Source organism: Rhizobium sp. RHZ01 (genome assembly GCF_014851595.1).
In the GTDB taxonomy this organism is placed as follows: domain Bacteria; phylum Pseudomonadota; class Alphaproteobacteria; order Rhizobiales; family Rhizobiaceae; genus Rhizobium; species Rhizobium altiplani.
In genome coordinates this window covers 40547-66208 of sequence record NZ_JACUZZ010000035.1, presented here as the reverse complement: position 1 = coordinate 66208, position 25662 = coordinate 40547, and the positions used below count along the sequence as shown (strand labels likewise).

The window sequence follows — 25662 nt, the reverse complement described above, 5'->3', positions numbered from 1 at the left end:
CCGCCAACAATGGTGCGGCGCCGCCGGACTTCTCGCTGATCGCCAAGGCGCGCGGCATCGAGCGCGGCTTCCCGCAGTTCCTGATCGACATGATCCCGTTCGTCGGCGGCTATCAGGAAGGCGGTCCGGACTACATCTACTCGCTGCTGACCGGTTACGACCAGCAGCCGCCGGCCGGCGTCCAGGTGGCCGAGGGCACGCACTACAACCCGTACTTCGCCGGTGCTGCCGCGCTCGCCATGCCAAAGCCGCTCTCCGACGGCCAGGTGACCTATGACGACGGCTCGCCGGCGACGGTCGACCAGTACGCCAAGGACGTCTCCTCCTTCCTGATGTGGGCCGCCGAGCCGCATCTCGAGGAGCGCAAGCGCACCGGCTTCATGGTCATGGTCTTCCTGGTCATCTTCTCCGGACTGATCTACCTGACCAAGCGCTCCGTCTACGCAAACAAGGAACACTGAGGGATTTGCCCAGAGTTTAGGGAAAGGCGGCCTTCGGGCCGCCTTTTTTGTTGGTTCCGGCACTGGCAGTTGATAGGGTGCAGCCGAATTGAAGCCCTGCAGAATACGGACATTCCATGAGTGATACGATTTCGGAGCTAGCAGCCAGCATCCGCTCCATCCCGGATTACCCCAAGCCCGGTATCATTTTTCGCGACATTACCACGCTTCTCGGCAATCCGCGTGCCTTCCGCCGCGCCGTTGATGAACTGGTCCAACCCTATGCGGGCCTGAAGATCGACAAGATTGCCGGAACCGAAGCGCGGGGCTTCATCCTGGGCGGCGCCGTCGCACACCAGCTCTCCGCCGGGTTTGTGCCGATCCGGAAGAAAGGCAAACTGCCACGCGATACGGTGCGCGTTGCTTACAGCCTTGAATATGGCGTGGACGAGATGGAAATGCACCTGGATGCGGTTCAGCCGGGCGAGAAGGTTATCCTCGTCGACGACCTGATTGCGACCGGAGGAACGGCCGTCGCCGCCACGCAGCTTCTACGGCAGATGGGGGCGGAGGTTGTTTCTGCCTGCTTCGTCATCGACCTGCCGGACCTTGGCGGTCGCCGAAAACTGGAAGAGCTTGGCGTGGACGTTCGCACGCTGGTGGAATTCGCGGGCCACTGAGGCCCGCGACTATTCAAATTCGATGACGGTGCTTTCGAACCGGACCACCGGCGTGCCGTCAGCGAGCACCCCCTCGCAAAAAATGGTGTTCAAGCGACGCCCCGGGCGGGACACCAGCGGGCGGCTCGAAAGCAGCGTGACGGAATAGGTCACTTCCTCGTCGGCGAAGACCGGCCGGAGCCATTGAAGTTTCGTGAAACCGGGAGAGGGGCCAAGCTTGGGCGGCTTGATACCCTCGCTTGCCAGTCGCGCGCATTCCGCGCTCCAGTAGGCAACGAAGGTTTTCATCCATGCCGCGCAGGTGTGCCATCCCGACGCGCAAAGGCCGCCAAAGAGCGAAGACTTCGCTGCCTCGGCATCCAAATGGAACCGCTGCGGGTCGAAGCGCTCCGCGAAGTGTACGATGCGCTCGGCCGTGAACAGGTAGCTGCCGATTTCTGTCTTTTCGCCACTGGCGTAGCGTTCAGCCATGATCATGCGGTCTTCTCCAGCATGTCACGCAGGGCGAACATGATCGAGTTCGCTGAGAGGCAGACGAGTTCGCCCTTCTGGTTTTCGACCTCGTGGCAAAATTTCACCATACCGATGCCCGGTCTCGAGCGCAGCGCGCGCGACTCGATGACCGTCGAATGGCCGGAGAGCGTATCGCCGGCAAGGACAGGCTTTCGCCATTCCATGAAATCGACACCGGGCGCACCTTGGGAGAACGAATTGACGAGAAAGCTCTCCGCCATCATGCGCATGAACAGCGCAGACGTGTGCCAGCCGGATGCCGCCAGTCCACCGAGAATGCTGGCGCGGCCCGCTGCCTCGTCGACATGCATCGGCTGCGGGTCGAATTCGCGCGCGAACTCGATGATCTCCTCTGCCGTTACTGCTCTCGGGCCGAGCGCAAAACGCCGACCCGGCTGAAAATCTTCAAAGGCGAGTTTCTGATCGGACAAATTCTTCTTCACCTCGTAGGAGTTTCAGAACGACTACAATAGCATTCGACGCGACTCAACGATTCCCACGAGATTTTGAACATGCCAGAACTGAAGTTGATCCTCGATGAGGCTGAGCGTGAAGGCATCATTGCGCGCCAGGCTGCTGACCGGCTACTGCCGTTCCTGATTGCGCGCGGCGTCAAGGTCGATCAGCCTTCGCCCGAATTGCACAGACCGTTGGCGCCTTTTTCGGATACCGAAACGCCGAGCTTCGTGCGCGGCTTTCACGACGTCCTGATAACCATCGGCATCATCGTAGCTTTGGCCGGCCTTTGGGGCATCGCTTCGATCTATGCCGTGCTGCCGGCAATCGTTGTCCTTGCCGAGATCCTTGTTCGGCGTCAAAGGCTGGCGCTGCCGGCCGTTGCGCTAACGATCGCACTTGCCGTCTGGACGGCAAGTGCGGCCGCGCAGTGGCTGGACGACTCACTTTCCTTCGTTGCGATAGGTGGCAACGTTGCGCTGCAGTACACCCTTGCCTTTCCAGTCGTGCTGGGGCTCTTCTATCTGCTTTATCGCGTACCGCTCGCGCTTGCCCTGACGATCATGGGGGCGGCTGTGGTCTTTCTGCAGTTGGTCCTGCGCGCGCTTGGCTGGCTGACCGGCGATCCTTTGTTCGAGGTCAATCATCCGCTCGTGTTGTCGATCATCGCGATCGCGTGTGCGGTCGGTCTTTTTGCCTTGGCCATGACATTCGACCTGCGGGACCCGCTGCGTCGTACAGTCAATTCCGACGTTGCCTTCTGGCTTCATTTGGGTGCCGCGCCGGCTTTGCTCTATAGCGTCATTTCGCTTGCGGGGCTCAGCGGCGGTACGCTTGCCGCGTTGCAGACCGTGTCGTTTCGCACGCCGGTGGTCATCGCGACCGTCATCGCGCTCATGCTGATCGGGCTTGTCATCGACCGGCGTGCCTTCGTGACATCGGGATTGGTATCGCTGGGCTTTGCTGTCTACGGCATCTTCCGCCAGGGGGACGCGCGCGTCGATACCTATATTTACATCACGCTTCTGACCGTTGGCGTGATCGTGCTCGTCATTGGGACCGGATGGATGCCGCTTCGGCGGTTCGTGATGCGCCGGCTGCCGGTAGCGATCCAGGAGAAACTGCCGCCGGCATAGGCGGCAGTCGCCTCGGTTCCGCTTTAGGTGTTGAAGCGGAAGTGGATCACGTCGCCGTCCTGGACGACATATTCCTTGCCTTCGTCACGGCCCTTGCCTGCTTCCTTGGCGCCGACTTCACCCTTGAAGTTGATGTAGTCGTCGTAGGAGATGGTGAAGGCGCGGATGAAGCCGCGTTCGAAGTCGGTGTGGATGACGCCGGCAGCCTGTGGCGCCTTGGTGCCGCGAACGATCGTCCAGGCGCGGGTTTCCTTGGGGCCGACGGTGAAATAGGTGATCAGGTCGAGCAGATGGTAACCGGCACGGATCAGCCGGTCGAGCCCGGCTTCCTCGAGGCCGAGCGCCGATAGGAACTCGGTTGCTTCTTCTTCGGGAAGCTGGGCCACTTCGGACTCGATCGCGGCCGAGATGATGACGCATTCGGCGCCCTGCTTCTCGGCCATGGCGGCGACTGCCTTTGTGTGTTCGTTGCCGGTCGAAGCGTCGGCTTCCGCGACGTTGCAGACATAAAGGACCGGATGCGACGTCAGGAGGTTGAGGCCCTTGAGGATCTCGATCTCCTCGGCCGCCAGCGTCTTCAAGAGCAGGCGTGCGGGCTTGCCTTCGTTCAGCAGCTTGATCACGGATTCCATGACCGGCAGCTGTGCCATCGAGTCCTTGTCTTTGCCGGTGGCGCGCTTGCGGGTCTGCTCGACGCGGCGCTCAAGGCTTTCGAGGTCGGCGAGCATCAGCTCGGTCTCGATCGTGTCGGCATCGCCGACCGGGTTGATGCGGCCCTCGACGTGGGTGATGTCGTCGTCCTCGAAGCAGCGCAGCACATGCACGACGGCATCGACTTCCCGGATGTTGGCGAGGAACTTGTTGCCGAGACCTTCACCCTTCGACGCGCCGCGCACCAAGCCGGCGATGTCGACGAAGGAGATGCGGGTCGGGATGATTTCCTTGGAGCCGGCGATTGCCGCCAGCTTCTGCATGCGGGGATCTGGAACGGCGACTTCGCCGGTGTTCGGCTCGATCGTGCAGAAGGGATAGTTTGCCGCTTGCGCTGCTGCCGTTTTGGTGAGCGCGTTGAAGAGTGTCGATTTGCCGACATTCGGCAGACCGACGATACCGCATTTGAAGCCCATGGCCTGAAAACCTGCTGTTCTTGAATTCGTTGGTGCTGGCTATGGGATAAAACGCGCCTTGCGGTCAAGCTTTTAGCGCAAGTCTCTTGCATTCTGAGGGGTTGAACGCCCGCCCTTGCAGCGCAATATAGACATCGGCGAACGTTCTCGCCTCTCCATGTCATCAACGGGTGGGTTTCCGATGAGTGACAACGATATTGCCCTTAAACCGAAGACAAAGTCGAAGCCGAAGCTGGACCGGCCGAAGCTCTATAAGGTGATCCTTTTCAATGACGATTACACGCCGCGCGAATTCGTGGTGATGATCCTCAAGGTCGTCTTCCGAATGAGTGAGGAGACCGGCTACCGTGTGATGATGACGGCGCACAAGATGGGATCAAGCGTTGTTGTGGTCTGCACGAAGGATATCGCCGAGACGAAGGTCAAGGAGGCGATGGATTATGCCAAGGAGGCCGGTTTTCCGCTGATGTTGACGGCGGAGCCGGAGGAGTAGTTGTCGGCGCGCCGGACCTGATAGCCTGTCTTGTCCTGCGTGAAGCCGCAGTTCTCGTAGAAGCGCAGCGTCGCAGGATCCTTCGAGCCGGTTAGCAGCATCACCTTGTAACAACCTGCTTTCCATGCGGTTTCGATGGCGTGCTGGATCAGCACCCGTCCGTAGCCCCGCTGCCTGTAGCGGGCCGCCGTGACGACGTTTTCGATCAGCGCATAGGATGCACCATTCCTGGTCAGGTTGGGGACGACGATCAGCGTCACGGACGAAGCGGCGGCCCGACCTGCGATGCCGACGAAGACAGTCATTCCCGGTTGCGCGAGGATCGCTTCGAACCGCTCTTCGGCACGCTCGCGGTCGATGACCGGATCAGCAGGGTTTAGGTCATGGTAGAGAGCAAGCAGGCTCGGAAGGTCGGCGGCCTCGGCGGAACGAATGACGAGTTCGTCGATTGACATACTCAATCACCCTTGTTGCCGAACATCTTCTTCAGCATTTCGGCCATTGGTCCTGTTGTGGGCAACTTCGGCTGGTTGTTGTTGCGGGCCGCGCGGATATGAGACTTCGCCACCGGCTTTTTCTCTGGCTTCGGCGTTTCTTCTTCGGCCTTGCCGCCGAGTGCAAGTGCCAGCTTGTTCATCAGCTGGGAGTCTTCCTTGCGAACCAGCATGTCGGCGTTATCGGCAAGTGCATCCAGCAACGGCTCGAGCCAAGCCTGATCGGCCTTGGCGAAGTCGCCGAGCACGTGATGCTGCACCAATTCCTTGACACCAGGGTGGCCGATGCCGAGCCGCAGGCGGCGATATTCCTTGCCACAATGAGCGTCGAGCGATTTGATGCCGTTGTGACCGCCATGGCCGCCGCCCGTCTTGAGGCGTGCCTTGCCTGACGGCAGGTCGAGTTCATCATAGATTGCGACGAGGTCGGCCGGCTGCAGCTTGTAGAAGCGCATGGCCTCGCCGACGGCTTCGCCCGAGAGGTTCATATAGGTCTGCGGCTTGATGAGCAGCACCTTCTCGCCTGCAATTTCGCCTTCGGCGATCTCGGCCTTGAACTTCTTCGACCAGGGCGAAAAACTATGGCGGCGGTAGATGGCATCGACGGCCATGAAGCCGATGTTGTGGCGGTTTCCGGCGTATTTGCCACCGGGATTGCCGAGACCCGCGATAACAAGCATGGCTCGTTCATTCCTTGCAATGTGCTTTATGCGTTCACCACCGCGAAACGGCGTCAAAGTCAAGACGGCGAGACCGCAAACGTTGAAAAATCAGTCTGCGGGGCTCAGGCCATACGTGATGAAGATGGACTTCTGCGTGCCGTCGGCAATCAGCTTGTCCAGCGCCGCCTGCATCTTGGCCAGCAGGTCGCCAGGGAAGTCCTTTTCGCAGGCGATCCCCATTTGTTGCGTGGAAAGCACCGTGACCTTCTCCAAGGGTTGTTCTGCCTTGAGCTTCTCGAAGTAGATTTCGGTGATAGGCATCATGTCGATGCGGCCATTGAGCAGCTTGCGCAGCGTCGAATTGAAGTCAGTGGTGACGTCGAGCTTCGTGAAGCCGCTCTCCTTCAGTGTCATCTCCGTATAGTCTTCGCGCTGGGTACCGACCGTATACTTCTTGGCTTCCTCTAGATCCTTGGCTGCCACGCCGGAGCCCGTTCTGGTGATGAGGATGTTGCGATCGACCAGCAAGGGTTCGACCCATTTGAACATCGGGTCGCGCTTCGCATTGTGAGCGGTCGTAAAGACGCAGCTCATAGGGGTGGTCTGGGCAAGATTGTAGGCCCTGGCCCAAGGCATCATCTCGATCGTGTAGTCGATCCCGGCGTCCTTCATCACTTTTTCGACCTGCTCGACCGACGCGCCTTTTACGGTCTTTCCGTCGCGGTAGCTGAAGGGGGGGTATTCCTCCGTGGCGAGTGTGACGCCGGCGGCAATGGCATGTGTCGAGGCACCGAGGCTCAACAGAATAGAAAGCAGCAGTCTCTTCATCGTGTTGCTCTTCTTCCCCGGTTCACGAAGCTCGTGCGATGAGTTGGCCCGACGCTGACAGGCGCTCGATCAGAGCGGCGGCATGCTGCGGACGATGGAATAGGTATCCCTGACCGAAGTCGAGGCCCATATCGTGCAGCGTGTGGCATTCGTCCTCGGTCTCGATACCCTCGGCGATAACGGTGCAGCCCATCCTGTGGGACAGCGTCGTGATGCTCTCCACCAGCGTGCGGCTCTTTTGGCGAACGTCGTCGTTGGCGTCGTTTATTGACCGGGTGAACGACTGGTCGATCTTGATGATGTCGACCGGGAAGCGATTGAGATAGCTCAGCGACGAATAGCCCGTGCCGAAGTCGTCGAGGGCAATCCGGCAGCCGAAGCGGCGCATCTCGGTAACGATAGTGCGGATCAGCGGATTGTTATGCATCAACACTGCCTCCGTGATTTCGACGACGATGCGCTGCGGGAGGATGCCGTGGCGGCCAAGCAATGCGGCAAGGCGCGCGGGCAGGGCGGCTTCGAACTGCAAAGGAGAGAAGTTGATGGCGAGATAGCTGTCCTGCATGCCCGGCAGCCTGGAAATGGCTGCAAGGTGGGCGATCGCCTTCTCCATAATGACATTACCGACGCGAATGATCTTGCCCGTCTCCTCCGCGACATTGATGATCTCGGCCGGCGCCATCAAACCCTTTTGCGGATGGTTCAGGCGCATCAGCGCCTCAAAACCGGCGACTCCGCGGCCGTTGAGGCTGACAATCGGCTGCAAATAGGCGTCGAACCAATCCTCCGCGAGGCCTGCCTCGATGTAGGTCTCGATTTCGGCGCGAGCCCTAGTGTGGTCCATCATGCGGTTGTCGAAGAGCTGCGCACCGTTCTTGCCGTCGCGCTTCTTCGCGTACATGGCCATGTCAGACTTCTGCAACAGCTCGGCAGCGTTCGCGGCATGACGCGGGTAGATGGCGATGCCGACGCTGGCGCTCAAATGCAGGTCCGGACCGAACGGCTCGACAAAGATGGAGGCGATCTGCTCGGCCATCGCGCCCGCCCGCCGCGCGGCATCTTTTGCCGGCAGAAGGATTGCGAATTCGTCGCCGCCCAGGCGTGCCGCCTGGTCCGATGGCGCCAGATGCATCCTCAATCGGTCGACAAACTCCCGAAGAGCCCTGTCACCCTCGGCATGGCCGAGATTGTCGTTGATCCATTTGAAACGGTCGAGGTCGACGAACAGGCAGGCAAGTTCCTGACCGAGCGCGTCCGCCTGCTGAATTTTGGTATCGAGCACGGACTCGAAACCCTGACGGTTCAGCAGGCCGGTCAGATGGTCGCGGATTGCTTGCTCGTGATTGCGTGCCTCGGAAGCTTTCAGCTCGGTGACATCGGTCATTACCGACAGCGAGAGCCGGTCATGACCCGCGGTGGCTGCTGTCGATTCAAGGATGAGCACATCCATGATGCTGCCGCTGGCGCATATGAACTTGACCGTCACGTCGAATGCGGCGCCGCCATCGAGGTCATTCTTGCGCCCGAGGAAGGCCTCACGCGTATCTGGTGTAACGAGGTCTGCAAACCTGCGGCCGACCACCTGCGGCCGCTCATAGCCGGTCGCGACGAGCCAATAGTCGCTGACCGCCGTTATGCGGTCATCCTCGTCGAGCGAGAACAGCATCGCCGGCGTCAGGTCGTAAATGTCGACGGCACGGCGATGCGCGAGCTTCAATTCGCGCTCCTCGCTTTCGAGCTTCGACTGCATCTCATTGAAGCCGCTGGCGAGGCGTCCCATCTCGTCGTTCGATTGCCAGTTGACGTGATGACGCGAGCCCAGCTGGCGGGTTGCCTCGACGGCTGCCGTCAGGCGCATCAGTGGCCGGATGATGAAGATTCGATTGCCGATCAAGGCGGCGCTGAAGACGGCCAGCACCGCGAAGATGAAGATCGACATGAAGACGATCTCTTCGTGCTTGAGGCCGGAGAAGAGACCGAGCGCTGGATAGAACACGGAGATCGTGCCCAGGTTCTTCGGGCCGTCGATCGTGTTGTATATGATCGCGCGCGACACCTGGACGAGGTTGCCGTTGAACGACTTCGGTATGGTCGACTGCGTGACGTCCAGCTGGCCGGACTGGTCGCGAACCTGGACCTTGACGATCGCGCCCTGCGAAACGATCGTCGCGCTGATCTGCGTCACGCTGTCATCATCAAGGTCCCAGAGCGGCTTGGCGAGGGCCTGAGAATTGGCGACAAGAAGAACCGAGATGTGGTCGCGTATTTCCTTGTCTGCGCGCTCGGAAGAAAGAAAAAGAAAAAGGACGAACAGTGGAGCAACGAAGAGCAGCAAAGCTCCGCAAATGATTGCCAAAAAACGATTTTCAACGGAATTGTGCATTGTTCCGTTTTGCTCCCAGCCGCACTTTGCATTCACGGTTTTCGACGCCCGTGGGTCTTTCAAAAACGTACCGGCATGCTTCCATGAAATGTATTAAATGTTGCTGAAACAGGCTCCTTGCAACCAATGAAAAGGGCCCGCCTTCGAGAGAAAGCGGGCCCTATGCTTTACAAATCATGGAAGCGATCAGGCTTCTGCTTCGCCTTCTTCTGCAACCGTTTCGTCAACGCCGCCAGCCGGGGCGATAACCGTCGCAATCGTGAAGTCGCGATCGGAAATGGTCGGCGTTACACCCTTGGGCAGGGTAAGGTCGGAAATGTGGATGCTGTCGCCGATCTTCTTGCCGTTCAGGTCAACGTTGAAGAATTCCGGGATCGCATCAGCCGGGCAGTGAACTTCGATTTCGTGACGAACGATGTTCAGAACGCCGCCAGCCTTGAGACCCTGGGACTTCTCTTCGTTGATGAAGTGAACCGGGATTTCAACCGTGACCTGGGTGTTGCCGGAAACGCGCAGGAAGTCCACGTGCATCGTGAAGTCACGGACGGGATCCAGCTGGTAGTCCTTCGGCAGAACCTTGTACTTCTTGCCGTCGACCTCGATGGTCGCGATCGTGGTCATGAAACCACCGGCATGAATGCGCTTCGTCACCTCATTGGTGTTGAGAGCGATAGAAATGGGGGCCTGCTTGTCACCATAGATGACAGCGGGAATCAAACCGTTGCGGCGAAGTTCACGGGCGGACCCCTTACCAACCCGTTCGCGCGCCTCGGCCTTGAGCTCGTAGCTTTCGTGGCTCATGACTTTTCCTTCCGAGGTTATTTGGAGAGCCCCGCGGAGGCCTATGCTTGCCGCGGAACTGGAGGCGGGTTACCCCATCCTCATCCGCGTTGCCTCCAAGGGTGTCTGCGCGGACGCGTGCGCTATAGTATAGATGTGACGGAAACGCAAGCTGGTGCCTTACAGGTGGCGGGGATCATGGTGCGGGACAAGCACTTGGCGAGTGGCACCAGGCAACGGTTGCGGAAGTTGAAGCGGATCGCGAAGGCTTAACTATACGGCCGGATTTCCCCCAGAGATTAAGTAATACAAAATGTCGGCGCGGTTATGAAGGCCAAAACGCAACCTGGTCTCTCCGATGCCACGTCTCCTTACCTGCATTGCAGCCGAACACAACTGGCCGCACCTGACCTTTGCAACCGTGATCTGCCTGCTTGGCTCGCTACTCACGGTACGGCTTTTTTCGCGGGTTCGGCGCACCCATGGGTTCCAGAAATTCAATTGGCTGTTCCTGTCAGGGTTCGTCGGCGGCGCGACAATTTGGACGACCCATTTCATCGCCATGCTTGGCTTCCGAGCGCCGACGCTCAGCGGTTATGAGTCGGATCTGACGCTGCTGTCGCTTTTCATCGGCATCGCCTCCGCCATGATCGGCTTTTCGGTCGCCTCGATGCGAAGCCAGGACGCGCTTGTCGAGGCCGGGGGCGCAATCGTCGGCCTTGGTGTCGCAGCGATGCATTACGTCGGTATTGCCGGCTACAAGGTGGCCGGCGAGGTCCAATGGAATACTGCCTATGTCGTTACCTCGCTGATTGCGGCGGCCGGTTTTGGCGCGCTCATGGCGCGCCGGGTTGTGCGGCCGACGGCGCGCTTCAGCCCGGTTGGGGCGGCCTTGCCGCTGATCCTTGCGATCGTTTCCACGCATTTCCTCGGCATGGCGGGCATGACGATCGTCCCGGATGTGACGGTCGCAGTTCCTCGCGAAATTCTCTCGGTGGGCGTGATGACCAGCTTGGTCGGTACCGTCATGGTCATCATCCTGCTCCTCGGCGCATCCACCTACATTATCGACATGCAGTCGACGGAAGCGGCCGTCGCTCGCTATCGTCATCTCTCGCTTCACGATCCACTGACGAACCTCGCAAACCGCGCGGCGCTGAACGAACATCTCGCCACCGTGACCAAACGGACCCATGAAATCGGCTGGAATGTCGCCGCTCTCTGCTTCGACCTCGATCGGTTCAAGGAGATCAACGATGTGCATGGTCACGCGGCTGGCGACGCCGTGCTGCGGGCGATCGGCGAGCGGCTGGTGAAGGTCATGCAAAAGGGACAGTTCGTGGCCCGGATCGGCGGCGATGAATTTGTGGTCGTCATGCGCGATCACGTTGGCCGCTCCGAGGCCAGAAGTGTTGCGCAGCGCCTGCTCGACGAGATCGAGCGACCGGTCGAGTGGAATGGCCAGTCGCTTAGCGTCGGGTCCAGCATCGGCATCTCCAGCTTTCCGGACAAGGCGCGCACCGTCGATGACCTGCTTTCGCAGGCTGACGTTGCCATGTATCGTGCCAAGACGACGGCGGGGAGCAGTATCTGCTTCTACGATCCCTCGATGGACGAAGCAGCGCGGGAACGAAGTGCGCTGGCGATCGAGATGCGCGAAGGGCTGAAGAGGGGCGAATTCGAACTCTTTTATCAGCAGCAGAACGATACCATGACGCGTGCGGTGTTGGGTTTCGAGGTGTTGCTGCGCTGGAAACACCCGACGCGCGGCTACATCTCGCCGGTCGAATTCATCCCGATCGCCGAGAAAACGGGTTTCATCATGGAGCTCGGCGAATGGGTGTTGCGTAACGCCTGCGTGGAAGCGGCCAGCTGGAAGAACCCCTTGAGCATAGCGGTTAATGTCGCGGCCCAACAGCTCGCAGACAGCCGCCTGCCGCAGATTGTACAGCAGATTCTCGCCGAAACGGGTCTGGTACCGCCACGCCTCGAACTCGAGATTACGGAGACCGGCATCATTGCCGACCACGGGCACGCGTTGAACGCCATCCGCCGGCTGAAGGAGCTCGGCGTCAAGGTGGCAATGGACGACTACGGCACCGGCTATTCGTCTCTCTCCACGCTGCAAAGCTTCCCGTTCGACAAGATCAAGATCGACCGTGCTTTTGTCGATGGCGTCGTCACCAACAAGCAGTCGGCAGCGATCGTTCGCTCAACGCTCATTCTTGCGCAGAGCCTTGATATTCCGGTTCTCGCCGAAGGCGTAGAACGCGAAGAGCACGTCGATTTCCTCCGCCGCGAAGGTTGCCTTCAGGTGCAGGGCTTCCTCTTCGGAAAGCCGATGCCACGTCCAGACATCGAGGCCCTCGTCAATGGCGATGGAACAGGCGCGACAGATCGCCAGGTCGTTGCTTCGAGGGCCGATGCGGCGGCCTGACCACCGCACTGCAACACGGCTTGACATCCGCCGCGCGGAAACCTCACATGCTCGCAAAACACAAGCGGCGGAGGAGTTCGGATATGCGGCTCAATCTTATTGCGGCAACGAGTACGATCGCGCTCGCCTTGGCATCTGCGGCCTATGCCGCTGACATCAACCAGGCTGGGGCCAGGCAGGTTCAAGAAAGCCTGACGAGACTGCTGCCGAAGAGAGTGGCGAAAGACGGTTTCGTGACCGTCAATCCGGCTGGGACACGCTACGAGATCATCTATGATTTTGCGAAGCTTCTGAAGAGCATCGATCCGGGCAGCTTTACAGTCACCGGCTTGACGCCGTGGTCGATGTTCGCAACGCGATTGGATACCGGTCTGTGGAGCGTGGAGGGGAACAATTCCCTCAATGTGTCTGGCAGCTTCAAGGCGTCGGGACAGCCAAAGACGGAATTTGCCTACATCATCGAGACCTTCATTTTCAGTGGCGTTTTCGACCCGGCGATCAGCTATCTCCGCTCGGGCGACTTCTCTACGAAGGCCGTGAATTTCTCATCCAAGACCGAAGCCGAGGAAGTAAGCGCCGGCTTTGATAGCATGAAATACAAACTGACGTCGTCGGAGGGTGCTGCGGCCGGCACGACGAATTTTGCCACCAGCGGCTCGGCCGCGGGATTCCTAGAGAAGATCAGCAGTCGCGAAGTGCCTCCGGTCGAAATCCGCGCTGACACAATCGATTTCGCAGCGGCGGTAAACGGCCTGCCCGTGAACAAGGTTCGCGACATCATCATGTTCGTGGCCGACCACGCCGACGAGAAGAAACTTGCTGTGGCGGACGGCGAGAAGTTGAAGGAAATGCTTCGTGACGCGTTTCCGTTGCTGACGAGCTTCAACGAAACGATCGACTTCAACAATCTCACAGTGTCGAGTGCCGCGGGTAACGGTGGCGCCAAGAACCTCAATTATGAGGTTGCACTCGACGGCGCGACCGACGCGACGCGCTTTGGAGTGGGTGTGACGGCGGATCAAATCAGTTTCGCGAGCGCGATCGTTCCTGCGGCCTATTCAGACTTCGTGCCCCGGCAATTGCAGCTGCAGTTGGCGATACCCAACATGGATTTTGCGGCGTTCGGCGATGAGTTTCTCAAGGTCGATTTCAGCGGCGCATCGTCAGAAGACAGCGGCAAGAAGGCGGTCGAGCGGCTCTTCAAGGGCGGCGAATTGGTCATGGAGTTCCCGAAGATCAGCGCGGTCTCGAGCGTTTACGATGCCGAGATTTCCGCAAAGGTCCGCGGACGGGTCGATACTTCCAAGGATTATTCCATGGAAGCGACGGTTCTGGCGCGTGATCTCGACAAGACGATCGCCGCCGTTCAGGAGCTTGCGAAGACCAACGCCGAGCTCAATCAGGTGTCGTTCGGCCTGATGATGGCCAAGGGCTTTGCGAAGACTGATCCCGACGGGCGTCAACGCTGGGATATCAGCGTCGCGCAAAACGGCTCCGTCACGATCAACGGCCAGGTCATCAAGGGCGCGGATTGAGCCTGCTACGTTAGCCTTGCAGCTCAAGGCGAGGGGCCTTGCGGGGCGCCCCCGGCAGGTCCATGCTGTGTTGCCAGTGTCAGCTCTCTAGGTGAGGCCGGCGCGCTCAGAGAGGCAGGCCGATGAATTGTGCCGCCTGTGGTTTTGCGATCGAAAGTCGTTTTGCGTTCTGCCCGAAGTGCGGCGCAAGACAACCGATCGTCTGCGCCTCCTGTGGCGAGACATGCCAGCCCGATTTTGCGTTTTGCCCAAAATGTGGAACACCTCTTGGCCCGGCCGAAGGTCGTGCAGTTCCTGCCGAACCGCCGCCGCGTGCAGTCCCGCCTACATCCATGCCTGACGATGCCGCCGACCGGCGTCCGCTGACCGTTCTGTTTGCCGATCTCTGCGGCTTTACTGCGCTCAGCGAGAGAACTGACCCGGAACTGATGCGCTCGCTGCAGAACGAACTGTTCGAGGAGTTGACGCGGGCCGTGGAGGCTTATGGCGGCTATGTTGACAAGTTTGTCGGTGACGCGTTGCTTGCGCTGTTCGGGGCCCCGACAGCACATGAGGACGATCCCGATCGTGCCCTTTGCGCAGCACTCGACATGATTGCGGGTGCTGACCGCCTTGGCGCCAAATGGCTGGATCTGGCCGGTGGAGATCCGCTGCAGCTGCATGTCGGCATCAACACAGGGCCGGTGGTCAGCGGTGGTTTCGGAGCGGCGGCTGCGCGATCCTACTCGGTGACCGGCGATACAGTGAATACGGCCCAACGACTGCAAACGATGGCGGGTCCAGGCGAGATACTGGTAGGCCCGGTAACCTACCGTCTGACGCGGCATGCGTTCGCGTTCGACAATCTCGGTTCGCTTGCCCTTCGCGGGAAGACGGGAAATGTACAGGTACATCGTCTCCTCGGACGGATGGAGACGCCTCACGCCGCGCGCGGTTTGGAAAGCCTAGGCCTGCACGCCGAACTCATCGGGCGTGACTCGGAACTGTCGCGGATGTCCAATTGCCTGGATCGCGCCAGTGGCGGCAATGCGCAACTCGTCCAGCTCGTCGGTGAGGCTGGCATCGGCAAGTCAAGATTGGTCAAGGAGTTTCTGCAGAACGTCGCCGAAGCCGAGCGGTTCGGGCAGGTGGTGGTACGGCGTGCCGTCTGCTCACCCCTCGGGGAGCAATCTTATGGGACGCTAGCATCGGTTCTACGCAGCGCCTACGGGATAGCTGAGCGGGAAACCGCAGCCCGGACGGCCGAACTGCTGGCAACGGGATTGGTCGACCTTGGTTTTAGCGAGAGCGAGGTCGCGGGTCTGACGCCGCTCCTTTCTCATGTCTTGGGCCTCGGCGATCCGGATGGAGCGCTGCGGTATGTCGAGCCAGAGCAGTTGCGGCGGCAGATCTTTTACGCCACGCGTACGATCTTTGAACGGCGGCTGTCGCTAAGCCCACTGCTGCTGGTGGTGGAGGATCTCCATTGGGCGGATGCCGCTTCGATCGAGGCGCTACGCTTCGTCCTGGACCGGCTCGAACGTACGCGCCTGATGATGCTGACGACAGGACGGTCGGTTGCCGAGGGCGAAGGCCTGGAGTCAAGCCGGATCAACCGCACCGTCATGCGGCTCGCGCCGCTTTCGAGTAAGGATGGCGAGGCTCTGCTGACGCAATTCTTTGGCGTGGACAGTTCCGTGCCTGCGAAGACGCGCTCACGAATTCTCGCGCGAGCGGGCGGCAATCCGCTGTTTATCGAGGAGATCGTACGGGCGCTGATCGAGACCGAGGCACTTCATTTCGAGAACGGATGCTGGCGCATGGCGGGTGGCGAAATGGGAACCGAGGTGCCGATGAGCCTGCAGGCGATGCTGCTGGCGCGCGTCGACCGCCTGCCGCCCGACGTCAAGCGTTTGGCGCAGGAAGCTGCCGTTATAGGTCCACGCTTCGATCTGGCATTGCTTCGCGCCGTCGCATCGGATGCAGAGTGTGTCGAGCGTGGGCTGGATTTTCTCTGCGAGGCCGAGGTCGTTGAGGAAACGCCTGGTGCTGCTTCGGCAAAGGCGATCTCTTATTGCTTCCCGCAGCAGCTATTGCACGATGCCATCTATGGCAATCTCTTGCTACAGCGCCGCAAGGAGCTGCATGCGCGTATCGGGGCCGCGATCGAGAGAATACATTACGGCATACCCGCTCGACTCGAGGATATCGCACAACTCGGCCGTCACTACTGCCGGGCCGACGAGGTGAGCAAGGGCGTCCGATACCTCATGGCCGCGGGTGATTTGGCCCGCAAGACCTACGCAAACGACGATGCGATGCGCCTCTACCGCGAGGCGCTTGCGGCAATTTCGGATAACCCGCAAGCCGGTTCGGAGTTGCTTGCTCTCTATGAACGGTTCGCTGATCTCTGCGGGCCGGCGGGAGAGCGGGAGACGGCCCGCGAACACTATGGCCGCGCACTGACGACCTTAAAGGAAGCTGGTGATCAGCCGGGTGCGGCGCGGATCCTGCGCAAGCTCGGCCGCCTCAATCTTGCTGCGGGCAGAAGTGATCTTGCGGACGCCGACTATGCGCAGGCCGCCTCGCTGTTGAGCGTGAGCAATGCACCCATCGAACTTGCCCATCTGCTTCAGGAGCGTGGGCATCTCGCCTTCCGCAAGGGCGATCAGACCGCTGCCGCGCGTTGGGCCGATGATGCACTGTCCTGCCTCAACACTGCAACATTGGATGGGGAAGGCTCCGTGGCCTCGGAGGCTGCGCAGGTGCGAGCGGAGGCGCTGAATACAAAGGGGGTGGCGCTGGCGCGGCTGGGGCGGCACCGCGAGGCGGTGCGCGAAGTCGAGCGAAGTCTGGAGGTTGCCGAAACGGCGGGGCTTCTCGGCGCGGCCTGTCGCGCCTATTCCAATCTCGGCGTTCTCTATACGATCGTCGATCCGCGGCGTGCCATCGATGTGTGTCGCCAGGGCCTCGATGTTGCCAAGCGCATCTCCGACCTCGGTTTTCAAGCCCGGCTTTTCGCCAACCTCGCGGTCGCCTGCTGCACCTTCACCGACAACTGTGCCAAGGAGGGAGTGCCGGCGGCTGAAAGAGCGATCGAGATCGACCGGGCGCTGGATCAGCGCGATCACCTGGCGGTGCCCCTCATCGTGCTCGGACAGATCCATCAGTGTCACGGGGAACCGGACCTGGCTCGGAACTACTACGAGGAAGCGCTTCAGCTCGCGCGTGAAATCGGCGAGCCACAGCTTCTCTTTCCATGCTATGATGGGCTTGCGACGTTGAACTTGGAAAAGGACGATATGGCCGAGGCGGAGCGCTACTTTTCGCTCGCGCAGGATGTTTGCGTCAGGCATGGGCTGGATCCCGACGCGCTCGTCGTGCTGCCCTTCCTGGATTGATTCAATGCCGGCAGGTAAGGTGCTGAGTTTTCGCTATTTTTTCTTCTGCTCGGCTTGCTCGCCGACGCGCAAATGAAGGAGGGTGCCATGCCCGAAAATCAAAGCGAGAGACCGCTGCAGCCCGGTGACCGCGCGCCGAACGTCATTCTCGATGCGATCACGCGTCAGGGCAAGATATCGATCGATGACTTCCGAGGACAGAAGCCGGTTTTGGTCGGCCTGTTTCGCGGGCTCCACTGTCCATTCTGCAGGCGGCAAATCGCCGCGATGGCGAGCCTGGCGGGCGACCTCCAGCAAAAGGGCATCGAAAGTCTGACGGTGGTCAATACGCCTATCGATCGGGCACGCCTCTATTTCCGGTATCATCCCTTGCCCAATCTGCTGGCGGCCTCCGATCCCGACAGGGTATCGCATCGCGCCTTCGGGCTTCCCAACATCGAGTTCACGCAATCGGAAACAGCGTGGCCCTACAAGGTTAGCCTCGACACGCTAACGTCGATGCGCGTCGATATGCCTGACCTGCCTGAGCCGATGGCCCCGCTGGCGGCTGTTGAATACCTCGACAATGCCGATGGTTACGAGTTCACGGACGACGACAAGCGGATGATTGCGACGGGTGAGGGCCAACTGGTCGGCGAGTTCCTTCTTGACCGCGACGGCGTCGTCAGATGGTGCTTTACCGAGGTGGCCGACGATGGCCGACGTATGTTCGGCGTACCGGCTCCCGAGGAGGTCATGTCGGCCGCGTCAAACATTGCTGCCTAAGCGACTGCGGTCAGTCAGATCCGCTTGTCGCGCTTTTACTCGTTTTCGAAAAACGGAGTTCGGCTCCCGCATAAGCGGAAGCCGACTTGTCAGGGTCGCCACTTCATTACCTGCATGCGCCCTGGCGTATGATGCGGAAGCCGCTGTTGTTAGCTTCACAGGTATTCGAGAAGGTGCGCAGTTGTGAACCTCGTTGGCCGCAGACTGGGCGGTACTCACGCGTGCATATGCCACCGGGCCGCGGCGGTGGCGGACGCTGCGGGCGCACTGTTATGCCGGGCTGGCGGCGGCACTGGCCGCGGCTGATGACCGTAAAGTTGGCTGCTTGAGCCTGGCACGCGTTAGAGAAGGTCTGAACACGTCCGCTGCGTTGGCCGCAGACCGGAGCGTACTCCATGGTACACACCTGCGGCCTCGACGGAAGAGGTGTCGGACGCGATGTCATCGGAGGCGGCCGGCGGCACTGGCCACGGCTGATGATTGTAAAGTTATTTGCACGCGCCTGGCATGCATTGGCGAAGGTCTGGACACGTCCGCCGCGTTGGCCACAGACGGGATTGTATTCCAGAGTGCATATCTGCGGACTGGGCGCGCGAGGTGGCGGGCGCCAATAATTGGGTCCTACGTCGGCAGTGCAGGCAGACAGAAGCGAAATGAGCCCAAACAGGGCGATCTTCCGAGGCAACAGGAAACCGGCGAGCGTCATGACTCTTCCCCTGCAGCTAGATTTCTTTTCAAATCCTAGCTCAAGTTGCATTTCCGGGGAAGATCAAACGTCTGCGGTGTTGAAAGTTTTGAAACGCTTCAGTCGAACAGGCTGGAAACCGACTCTTCCTGGCTGGTGCGGTTGATCGCTTCACCGATCAAGCTCGCCGTGCTCACAACGCGGATGTTGTGAGCTGACTGGACAGCCGTCGTCGGCTGGATCGAGTCGGTGATGACGAGCTCGCGAAGCTTCGACGAAGTGATGCGGGTGACCGCGCCCCCCGAGAGAACGCCGTGGGTAATATAGGCGGTGACGCTTGCCGCCCCTTTGGCAAGCAGCGCATCGGCTGCGTTGCAGAGCGTGCCGCCGGAATCGACGATGTCGTCGATCAGCAGGCAGTCCTTGCCTTCAACTTCGCCGATGATGTTCATGACTTCGGATTCACCCGGGCGGTCGCGGCGCTTGTCCACGATCGCCAGCAGACAGTCGAGACGTTTGGCGAGCGCGCGGGCACGAACAACGCCGCCGACATCAGGCGAAACCACCATGACGTTGCTGATGTCGTAGTTGGCCTTGATATCACGGGTCAGGACCGGGATGGCGTAGAGATTGTCCGTCGGAATATCGAAGAAGCCCTGGATCTGGCCTGCATGCAGATCGAGGGTTAGCACGCGATCGGCGCCGGCTTCCGTTATGAGGTTGGCGACGAGCTTGGCGGAGATCGGCGTGCGCCCCGAGGCACGGCGATCCTGGCGGGCATAGCCGAAATAGGGAAGAACCGCAGTTATGCGGCGCGCGGACGAGCGGCGCATCGCATCGATCATGATGAGCAGTTCCATGAGATGGTCGTTCGTCGGAAAAGACGTGGACTGGACGACGAACACGTCTTCACCGCGAACGTTTTCCTGAATTTCCACGAAGATTTCCTGATCGGCAAATCTTCTGACGCTGGCTTTGCCCAAAGGCACATTGAGATAGCTGCAGATCGCTTCGGCGAGATGCCGGTTCGAATTGCCTGCGAAAACCTTCATCTTGGTCCGCCTATTTCCTGCTGATAGCCGCGCTTTTTAGCCAGCTTGCTCCTGAATGCAAGGGCTAAGGCGTCATCTGCGCTCATATTTCTAAAAACCTTGTGGCTTAACCGCCGCGAGCATCGCGCCACGTTGAGAAGTCGGTGATGGTTTTCGAGGCGATTTGCTGCATAACCGAGGCGGGAACGCCGGCCCAGGGATCCAGCGCCTCCGAGGGTACGCTTTCCTGTCCCTGGATGCGGTGCAGGCGCGCGCCGCTGCCATCGAGAATATCCCAGACATAGACCACGGTGACCTTGCCGCTGTCGGAAAAGGCGGAGAGGTATCCCTTCAGAATGTAGGCGCTTGAGCTGTCGTTCGAGCTCTTGATGGAAAGGCCGTGCGAGCGGGCCTCCGCTCCGAGTTGGCGCGAAAGCGGTGTAACCGCCTGAACCGGTGCCCCGATGATCGGAAGGAAGCGGACGGTCGTCCCACCTGCCGAGGACGAACTCGTATTCAGCATGGCAGTCTGGGTTTGCTGTCTAGGCGGTTCGCGAGCGGGCGCTTCCACCATGTCTTCTTCCTCGGCCTGGGCGTTGGATATTGGCTCCGGCAGGGTCTGCGCCTTGATTGGCACGGAGGCTGCCGGCGAGCGCATATCGCTTTCCAAGGCCATCGCCTGGGCTTCCATCGTGGTAGGCGGTGCGCCTGAACCTTGACGATAGCTCGCCTGGCTATAGGCGGGATGATATCCGTTCGACCGCTGCTGAGCGGCAAAGGCCTGCTGGCGGGGCTGGGTTCCTGCCATGCGTTCCACGTCGCCCTGCGTTACCGGCGATGAGCGCATGTTTGGTGAGGAATCGCCGATGTCGACCAGCGGGACCAAGGCGTCGGTGGTGTTGCAGGCGGTTAGGGCAAAGCAGGCAAGGAGCACTGGCGCAGTCGCGACTCGCGTCATCCCTCGTTACATCCTTCCCAGTGCCGGCCCCATGCACTTTATGAAGGCCGGTGCGGGTCTGTGTCAATTCCGGATTCTTGTCTCAGACGTTGATGAAATCCAGAGAGTGGCGGGAAAGCGCGCGGGGTGTGTTGTCCGTCGTGAGATAAGTCTGCCCGAGGGTCATCGCAGTTCCCGTGTCGGAATCCATGATGATCATGTGCACGAAGAGCGACATGTTCGGTTCGATTGCTTGCGGATTACCGACATGGAACATCTGATGCTCCATCCAGGATGGCGAGAAACGGGCGCCCAGCGAGTAGCCGCAGGCATTGAGGCGATGGCGCGACAGGCCGCGCTCGTCCATGATTTTCGCATGCATATCGAAGACGTCGCCGAAGCTGTGGCCCGGCCTCAATACCGTTTCGATTGCCTGGATGGTTTCGAAGCAGGCGTTGTAGAGTTCGCGATGGCGATAGCTCGGTTCGCCGATGACGACGGTACGCATCATTCCCGCATGGTAGTGCGCGTAAGCGCCTGCCCATTCGAGCGTCAACTGGTCGTTGGTATCGAGCTTGCGGCGGCCGGCCTTGTAGCGGCAAAGCAGGGCGTCCTCGGCAGAGCCGATGATGAATTCGTTCGCGGAATAGTCGCCACCACCGGCAAAAACGGCGCCCTGCATCGCGGCCAGAATATCCGCTTCGTCTGCGCCGGGATTGGTCAGCGCGAGTGCCGCATCAAGCGCATCGTCGGCCAATACAGCAGCGCGTTCAACATAGGCGACTTCGGCTGGGCTCTTGATCAGTCTCAGGCGGCTGACGAGATAGGACGCGTCGACGATCTGGCCGAAGGACGTCAACTGCGCGTCGAGCATCCGGGCTACGCGGCCCGTCATGCCATGGGTGTCGTATTCGACGCCGATCCTGGCTCCGAGCAGATCCATCTCGACCAGCAGGTTCCGAAGGTCGACGGTCGGATCGGCATTTACGCGGTCGACCCAGACTTGCACGTTTTCCAGAATGGAGGTGTGTTTCGCCTGACGCAGGTCGGCAGAGCGTGTGATCAGCGCCATCGTCCCGTCGGCCTTGACGACAAGCGTTTGGAAGAAGCAGTAGCCGAAGGTGTCGTAGCCGGTCAGCCAGTACATGCTTTCCTGGGCAAACAGCAGCAGGGCATCCAGCTTCTCTTCGCGCATCTTGTCTGTCAGACGCGCGAGGCGGACGGCGAATTCGGGTCGGTCGAAGTGCAAGGCCATACCGCTCAAATCTCCCTGATTGCGATTGCAGAAATCTGCCGACCGTAGTCCGGCTCTTTGTTATGTGTGGTCCGGCGGTACGAGAAGAAACGCTCGGCATCGGGATAGGTGCAGAGCCCAAGGCTTTCTGCGCGGATGCCGGCGGCGCGCAGCCGGTCGATCGTCAGGGCAGGGAGGTCGAACATCGCGTGTTCAGGCTTTCCTGATGGCACGAAATAGCGCTCGTAAGATGGATCCTGAGCGACAAAGCGTTCCACAAATTCCGGCCCAACCTCGTAGCTCGCCTGGCTGATCGATGGGCCGAGGCAGGCAACGATGGCTTCGCGCTTCGCGCCAAGCTGGACCATCGTGTCGATCGTGTTTTCCAAAACACCGGTGAGGGCACCCTTCCAACCTGCATGAGCGGCGCCAATGACACCGTTTTCCGAATCGGCGAAGAGGATTGGCCCACAATCGGCAGCCAGCACCCCGAGCGCTATGCCCGGAGTTGCCGTTACCAACGCATCCGCTGAGGGGCGGGAGCCGTTATAGTTCCTGTCGACGACGACCACATCGGGAGAGTGTACCTGGTGCACAGTAGCGAGACGCTCGACAGGCAATTCAAACCAGCTAGCCACGCGGCGGCGATTCTCCTGAACCTTCTCGCGCTCATCGTGCGAGCCGAGGCCGACATTCAGGCCGCGATAAATGCCGTCCGAAACGCCGCCTTGCCGGGTGAAGTAGCCATGGAGAATTGCGTCACCGGTTGCCTCTTTCAGCAGCGCGCTTTGGATCGGTGCCGGAGATGCTGCTTGCGTCATTAGAACTTCCAAAATTGCTTGAATGCTTGTGCGCCTTACTGGATGGCAATGCCTGGTCGATTGCCGCGGATGTTGGCCCAGCGGCGCTCGCGCTGTCAATCCACCGAACGGAAGGGCATCAAATCCACCGTCGGGTGCGAGACCGCCAGCACCTTGAAGAGTTCGCCCATACGCCCTTCACCTTCGGCGGCCAGTCGGTCGACTGCGGTCTGGATGATTTGCTGCGTATGTGGTGCTCGATCCCGGCCAAGCACGGCAGCGCGATCGAGAATGCCGAGGCCGACGAGAAAATCGCCTTGGTGAAGCATGCCGTTGACGTGGACCCCGGCCGCAGTGGCGGTCTGTGCCAATGCCTGGAAATCGACGTGGCTCGTCAGGTCCGCTTCACCGGGATGCGCCAGAGGCGGATCATACTCATGCATGCGCACCGCCTGCAGCGTGTCGCCGTAGCCACTCACAACGTGCCCATAGTCAATGGCGACAAGCGTCCCGCCATGTTCTTTCAGGCGATCGCAGATCGATAGCATCACCGACTGGCGCGCCGGCGAGACTTCGAAGATCGTTCCCGGGAGTACGTCCTCTTCCGGCCAGGGGAGGAGGCTTGAATCGATCCCGGCCACGCCGGCGCCGAATGTCAGTTCGCCTGCTGCGTCGACGCCCACCATCCGCTCGCGGAAGCCCGCCGGCGTCCGCACGAACTGACGGATCGGAATCGCATCGAACAACTCATTTGCCGCGACGAGCGAGAATCCCGGCGGGACTTCATCGAAGCCCTGATGCCAGCTGACCTTGTCGCCGTGGGACGCCAGCGTCTCCTGCTGGATGTCGCGCAGCCGCTCGCTTGTCTCGACGAGGTGCACGGTCATGTCTCCGAAAAGCGGCGGCGCGATACGGGAAATGACGCGCAGCATATCCGACATCATCGTGCCGCGACCGGGACCGATTTCGATGAGACGGACACCTTTGGGCGTCCCGTGTCGCTGCCAGGCATGGACGATGAAGACGCCGATCATCTCGCCAAAAAGCTGGCTTACCTCGGGTGCAGTCACGAAGTCACCTGTGCGGCCAAAAGGCTCGCGGGTCCTGTAGTAGCCATGTTCGGGGTCGGCGAGGCACAGCGAAAAAAAGTCCGTGACGCTGATCGGGCCGTTCGCCTGAATGATAGCCTTGATCTTCTCACCGAGCGCGGTGCTCATGAATGCCCCTCCTGTCAGGCTGCGATCAGTGCTGCAGGGCAGCCTGACGGCGAGCGCGAAGCATGGCCCAGATTCCCAGCAATACCATCGGCGTGGAAAGCACCATGCCCATGGTGAGCCAATTGGTGCCCAGCAGGTAGCCCAGCTGGGCATCCGGTTCGCGGAAGAATTCGACGAAAATGCGGGAAAGCGCGTAGCCGCAGACGAAAACGCCGGTGACGAAGCCAGGGGTCTTCAGTGCGCGGAAGCCGTAGATCAGCATGGCGAGAACCAGGAGGAGCACGATGCCCTCCAGACCTGCCTCGTAGAGCTGGCTGGGGTGGCGAACAAAGTCGCCGCCGGGGCAGTAACCGTCGGCCCGCTCGATATATTGGTTACAGAAAACCATGCCCCAAGGCACATCGGTCAAGCGCCCCCAAAGCTCACCATTGATGAAGTTGGCGACGCGGCCGCAGAACAGGCCGATCGGGACGACTGCTGCGACAATATCGAACAGGCTCCAGATCGGTATGCTGTTGCGCCGCGCGAAGACGATCATCGCGATGGTGGTGCCCGTCAGGCCGCCGTGGAAGGACATGCCGCCATTCCATATCTGTATCGCCCGGATCGGGCTCTCGATGACAGCAGGCATGTCGTAGAAGAGGATGTAGCCGATGCGGCCGCCGAGGACGATGCCGAGCGCGACCCAGATGATGAAATCGTCCAGTTGCACCTTGGTGATCGGGGACACGTCGCCCGGCCACAGCTTGTTGTTCCCGGCGATCTGACGCGCATAGTACCAGCCGAGCATGATGCCGGCGACATAGGCAAGTCCGTACCAGTGAATTGAGAGGGGGCCGAGCGAAAAGGCGATCGGGTCGATCTCGGGGAACGGCATGATCGCCATGAAATTGGCTGCTGTCGGCAAGGTTGTCCCATTCGGTGGCGCAAAGCCCGGAATATGGAATCGGGCGTCTGACGCGGTTCAGTTCAAGGCGTCCTTTGCGACTTTCTGAAGGCGCGCCAAGCTTGATGTGGGCGGAAGATGGCGCTGCGATCAAGAGCGGTCAAGTCGATTGTTGGCGATCGGAGGCCGCCGGCTGGCTTATCCAGAGCAAACCGCTTGCATCCTCCGCGGCGAAGCCCTACCTCATTCTTGAGGGGCCGAAGTGGCCCTAACTGGTCTATAGCAAAGGGAGAAAATCGCCATGACGACTGGAGCAAACCGCATCATGGACGAGTTCGCCAAGCTGATGACAGATGCGGCCGGCGCTGCCCAGGGTGTGCGCAAGGAAATCGAGACAGCCTTCAATGCGCAGGCGGAGCGCTGGCTCAATACGCTCGACATCGTGAAGCGCGAGGAATTCGAGGTCGTACGCGAAATGGCGATCAAGGCGCGCGATGAAAATGATGCGCTGCTTGCGCGGATCGCCGCCCTTGAAGAGAAGCTTGCGGCCAAGGGCAAGTAATTCCCGTTGTGAGACAGGCCGTGGTGTGACCTTTATGAGACACACCGCGGCTGCGGCCTAAAAACCAGGTGCGGTTATCCACCTGTGGACACTGCCAAAAAGATCAATGGGCAGAGTCATTTAAACCCTCCTTCTGAATCTAAACCCGAAAAGCTTTCCACAGTGCCGTTCCCTAAAACGGCCTTCAGGGGCTGGCGTGTC

24 protein-coding genes are annotated in these 25662 nt (G+C 60.2%); 9 read left to right on the top strand and 15 right to left on the bottom strand.

The genetic code is table 11. The features are described from left to right. Positions 1–461: cytochrome c1 (locus IB248_RS27360; RefSeq protein ID WP_246779300.1), on the top strand; the 461-nt coding region annotated here is incomplete at its 5' end. 116 nt (positions 462–577) lie between these two features. Next, the gene (locus IB248_RS27355) at positions 578–1120 is read left to right on the top strand and encodes an adenine phosphoribosyltransferase (protein WP_018857243.1); all 543 of its coding nucleotides are present in this window, start codon (positions 578–580) and stop codon (positions 1118–1120) included. Between the two features lie 9 nt (positions 1121–1129). On the opposite strand, the gene IB248_RS27350 is transcribed toward IB248_RS27355, so the two are convergent. Next, entirely contained in the window at positions 1130–1597 is a 468-nt protein-coding gene (locus IB248_RS27350) for a MaoC family dehydratase (protein ID WP_018857242.1), read from the bottom strand. After that, complete coding sequence (locus IB248_RS27345; RefSeq protein ID WP_026371798.1) at positions 1594–2064, bottom strand: MaoC family dehydratase; 471 nt, start codon at positions 2062–2064, stop codon at positions 1594–1596. Before IB248_RS27345 ends, IB248_RS27350 begins: the two co-directional genes overlap by 4 nt. 81 nt (positions 2065–2145) lie before the next feature. Between IB248_RS27345 and IB248_RS27340 the strand changes: the two genes are divergently transcribed. After that, positions 2146–3225 carry a hypothetical protein gene (locus tag IB248_RS27340; RefSeq protein ID WP_018857240.1) on the top strand — a complete coding sequence of 360 codons (1080 nt, stop codon included), beginning with the start codon at positions 2146–2148 and terminating at the stop codon, positions 3223–3225. Between the two features lie 23 nt (positions 3226–3248). On the opposite strand, the gene ychF is transcribed toward IB248_RS27340, so the two are convergent. Next, a complete protein-coding gene (gene ychF, locus IB248_RS27335; protein ID WP_113471223.1) occupies positions 3249–4352 on the bottom strand; it encodes a redox-regulated ATPase YchF in 1104 nt (367 codons plus the stop codon). A 181-nt stretch (positions 4353–4533) separates the two neighbouring features. Here ychF and clpS point away from each other — a divergent pair, with 181 nt between their 5' ends. Next, positions 4534–4845: an ATP-dependent Clp protease adapter ClpS gene (clpS, locus tag IB248_RS27330; protein WP_025661709.1), complete on the top strand. Its 312-nt coding sequence runs from the start codon at positions 4534–4536 to the stop codon at positions 4843–4845. Here clpS and IB248_RS27325 read toward each other — a convergent pair. The 5 genes from IB248_RS27325 to IB248_RS27305 form a co-directional block, all read right to left on the bottom strand. Beyond that, positions 4791–5300: a GNAT family N-acetyltransferase gene (locus IB248_RS27325; protein WP_169683851.1), complete on the bottom strand. Its 510-nt coding sequence runs from the start codon at positions 5298–5300 to the stop codon at positions 4791–4793. The two genes, clpS and IB248_RS27325, sit on opposite strands and share 55 nt — an antisense overlap. Positions 5301–5302: 2 nt before the next feature. Continuing rightward, positions 5303–6019, bottom strand: a complete 717-nt coding sequence (gene pth, locus IB248_RS27320) for an aminoacyl-tRNA hydrolase (RefSeq protein ID WP_018857236.1) — start codon at positions 6017–6019, stop codon at positions 5303–5305. Positions 6020–6109: 90 nt separating this feature from the next. Beyond that, entirely contained in the window at positions 6110–6829 is a 720-nt protein-coding gene (locus tag IB248_RS27315; protein ID WP_018857235.1) for a transporter substrate-binding domain-containing protein, read from the bottom strand. A gap of 22 nt (positions 6830–6851) precedes the next feature. After that, positions 6852–9212 (bottom strand): EAL domain-containing protein, encoded by a 2361-nt coding sequence (locus IB248_RS27310; RefSeq protein ID WP_113471221.1) that lies wholly within the window; start codon positions 9210–9212, stop codon positions 6852–6854. 186 nt (positions 9213–9398) lie between these two features. Then, positions 9399–10013, bottom strand: a complete 615-nt coding sequence (locus tag IB248_RS27305; protein WP_018857233.1) for a 50S ribosomal protein L25/general stress protein Ctc — start codon at positions 10011–10013, stop codon at positions 9399–9401. Positions 10014–10350: 337 nt separating this feature from the next. On the opposite strand from IB248_RS27305, the gene IB248_RS27300 reads away from it, so the two are divergent. The 4 genes from IB248_RS27300 to IB248_RS27285 all read left to right on the top strand — a co-directional run bounded on the left by IB248_RS27300 (position 10351) and on the right by IB248_RS27285 (position 18109). Further along, complete coding sequence (locus IB248_RS27300; protein ID WP_169683852.1) at positions 10351–12429, top strand: EAL domain-containing protein; 2079 nt, start codon at positions 10351–10353, stop codon at positions 12427–12429. Positions 12430–12512: 83 nt separating this feature from the next. Continuing rightward, the gene (locus tag IB248_RS27295; RefSeq protein WP_018857231.1) at positions 12513–13964 is read left to right on the top strand and encodes a hypothetical protein; all 1452 of its coding nucleotides are present in this window, start codon (positions 12513–12515) and stop codon (positions 13962–13964) included. A 122-nt stretch (positions 13965–14086) separates the two neighbouring features. Then, entirely contained in the window at positions 14087–17344 is a 3258-nt protein-coding gene (locus tag IB248_RS27290) for an adenylate/guanylate cyclase domain-containing protein (RefSeq protein WP_169683853.1), read from the top strand. Between the two features lie 87 nt (positions 17345–17431). Beyond that, entirely contained in the window at positions 17432–18109 is a 678-nt protein-coding gene (locus IB248_RS27285) for a peroxiredoxin-like family protein (protein WP_018857229.1), read from the top strand. A gap of 106 nt (positions 18110–18215) precedes the next feature. Here IB248_RS27285 and IB248_RS27280 read toward each other — a convergent pair whose 3' ends face one another. The 7 genes from IB248_RS27280 to lgt all read right to left on the bottom strand — a co-directional run bounded on the left by IB248_RS27280 (position 18216) and on the right by lgt (position 24920). Then, the gene (locus IB248_RS27280) at positions 18216–18815 is read right to left on the bottom strand and encodes a Kazal-type serine protease inhibitor domain-containing protein (RefSeq protein ID WP_082728609.1); all 600 of its coding nucleotides are present in this window, start codon (positions 18813–18815) and stop codon (positions 18216–18218) included. A gap of 98 nt (positions 18816–18913) precedes the next feature. Further along, a complete protein-coding gene (locus IB248_RS27275; RefSeq protein ID WP_018857228.1) occupies positions 18914–19846 on the bottom strand; it encodes a ribose-phosphate pyrophosphokinase in 933 nt (310 codons plus the stop codon). 106 nt (positions 19847–19952) lie between these two features. Next, the gene (locus tag IB248_RS27270; protein WP_113471217.1) at positions 19953–20783 is read right to left on the bottom strand and encodes a hypothetical protein; all 831 of its coding nucleotides are present in this window, start codon (positions 20781–20783) and stop codon (positions 19953–19955) included. Between the two features lie 82 nt (positions 20784–20865). Continuing rightward, on the bottom strand, positions 20866–22017 hold the full coding sequence (locus IB248_RS27265) for a Xaa-Pro peptidase family protein (protein ID WP_113471216.1): 1152 nt from the start codon (positions 22015–22017) through the stop codon (positions 20866–20868). Positions 22018–22022: 5 nt separating this feature from the next. Continuing rightward, complete coding sequence (gene pgeF / locus IB248_RS27260; protein WP_018857225.1) at positions 22023–22817, bottom strand: peptidoglycan editing factor PgeF; 795 nt, start codon at positions 22815–22817, stop codon at positions 22023–22025. Between the two features lie 95 nt (positions 22818–22912). Then, positions 22913–24013, bottom strand: a complete 1101-nt coding sequence (locus tag IB248_RS27255; protein WP_018857224.1) for a class I SAM-dependent methyltransferase — start codon at positions 24011–24013, stop codon at positions 22913–22915. Between the two features lie 25 nt (positions 24014–24038). Then, positions 24039–24920, bottom strand: coding sequence for a prolipoprotein diacylglyceryl transferase (lgt, locus tag IB248_RS27250; protein WP_192241936.1), 882 nt, complete (start codon positions 24918–24920; stop codon positions 24039–24041). 280 nt (positions 24921–25200) lie between these two features. Here lgt and IB248_RS27245 point away from each other — a divergent pair, with 280 nt between their 5' ends. Beyond that, positions 25201–25461 (top strand): accessory factor UbiK family protein, encoded by a 261-nt coding sequence (locus IB248_RS27245; RefSeq protein WP_007534115.1) that lies wholly within the window; start codon positions 25201–25203, stop codon positions 25459–25461. The last annotated feature ends 201 nt before the right edge of the window (positions 25462–25662 follow it).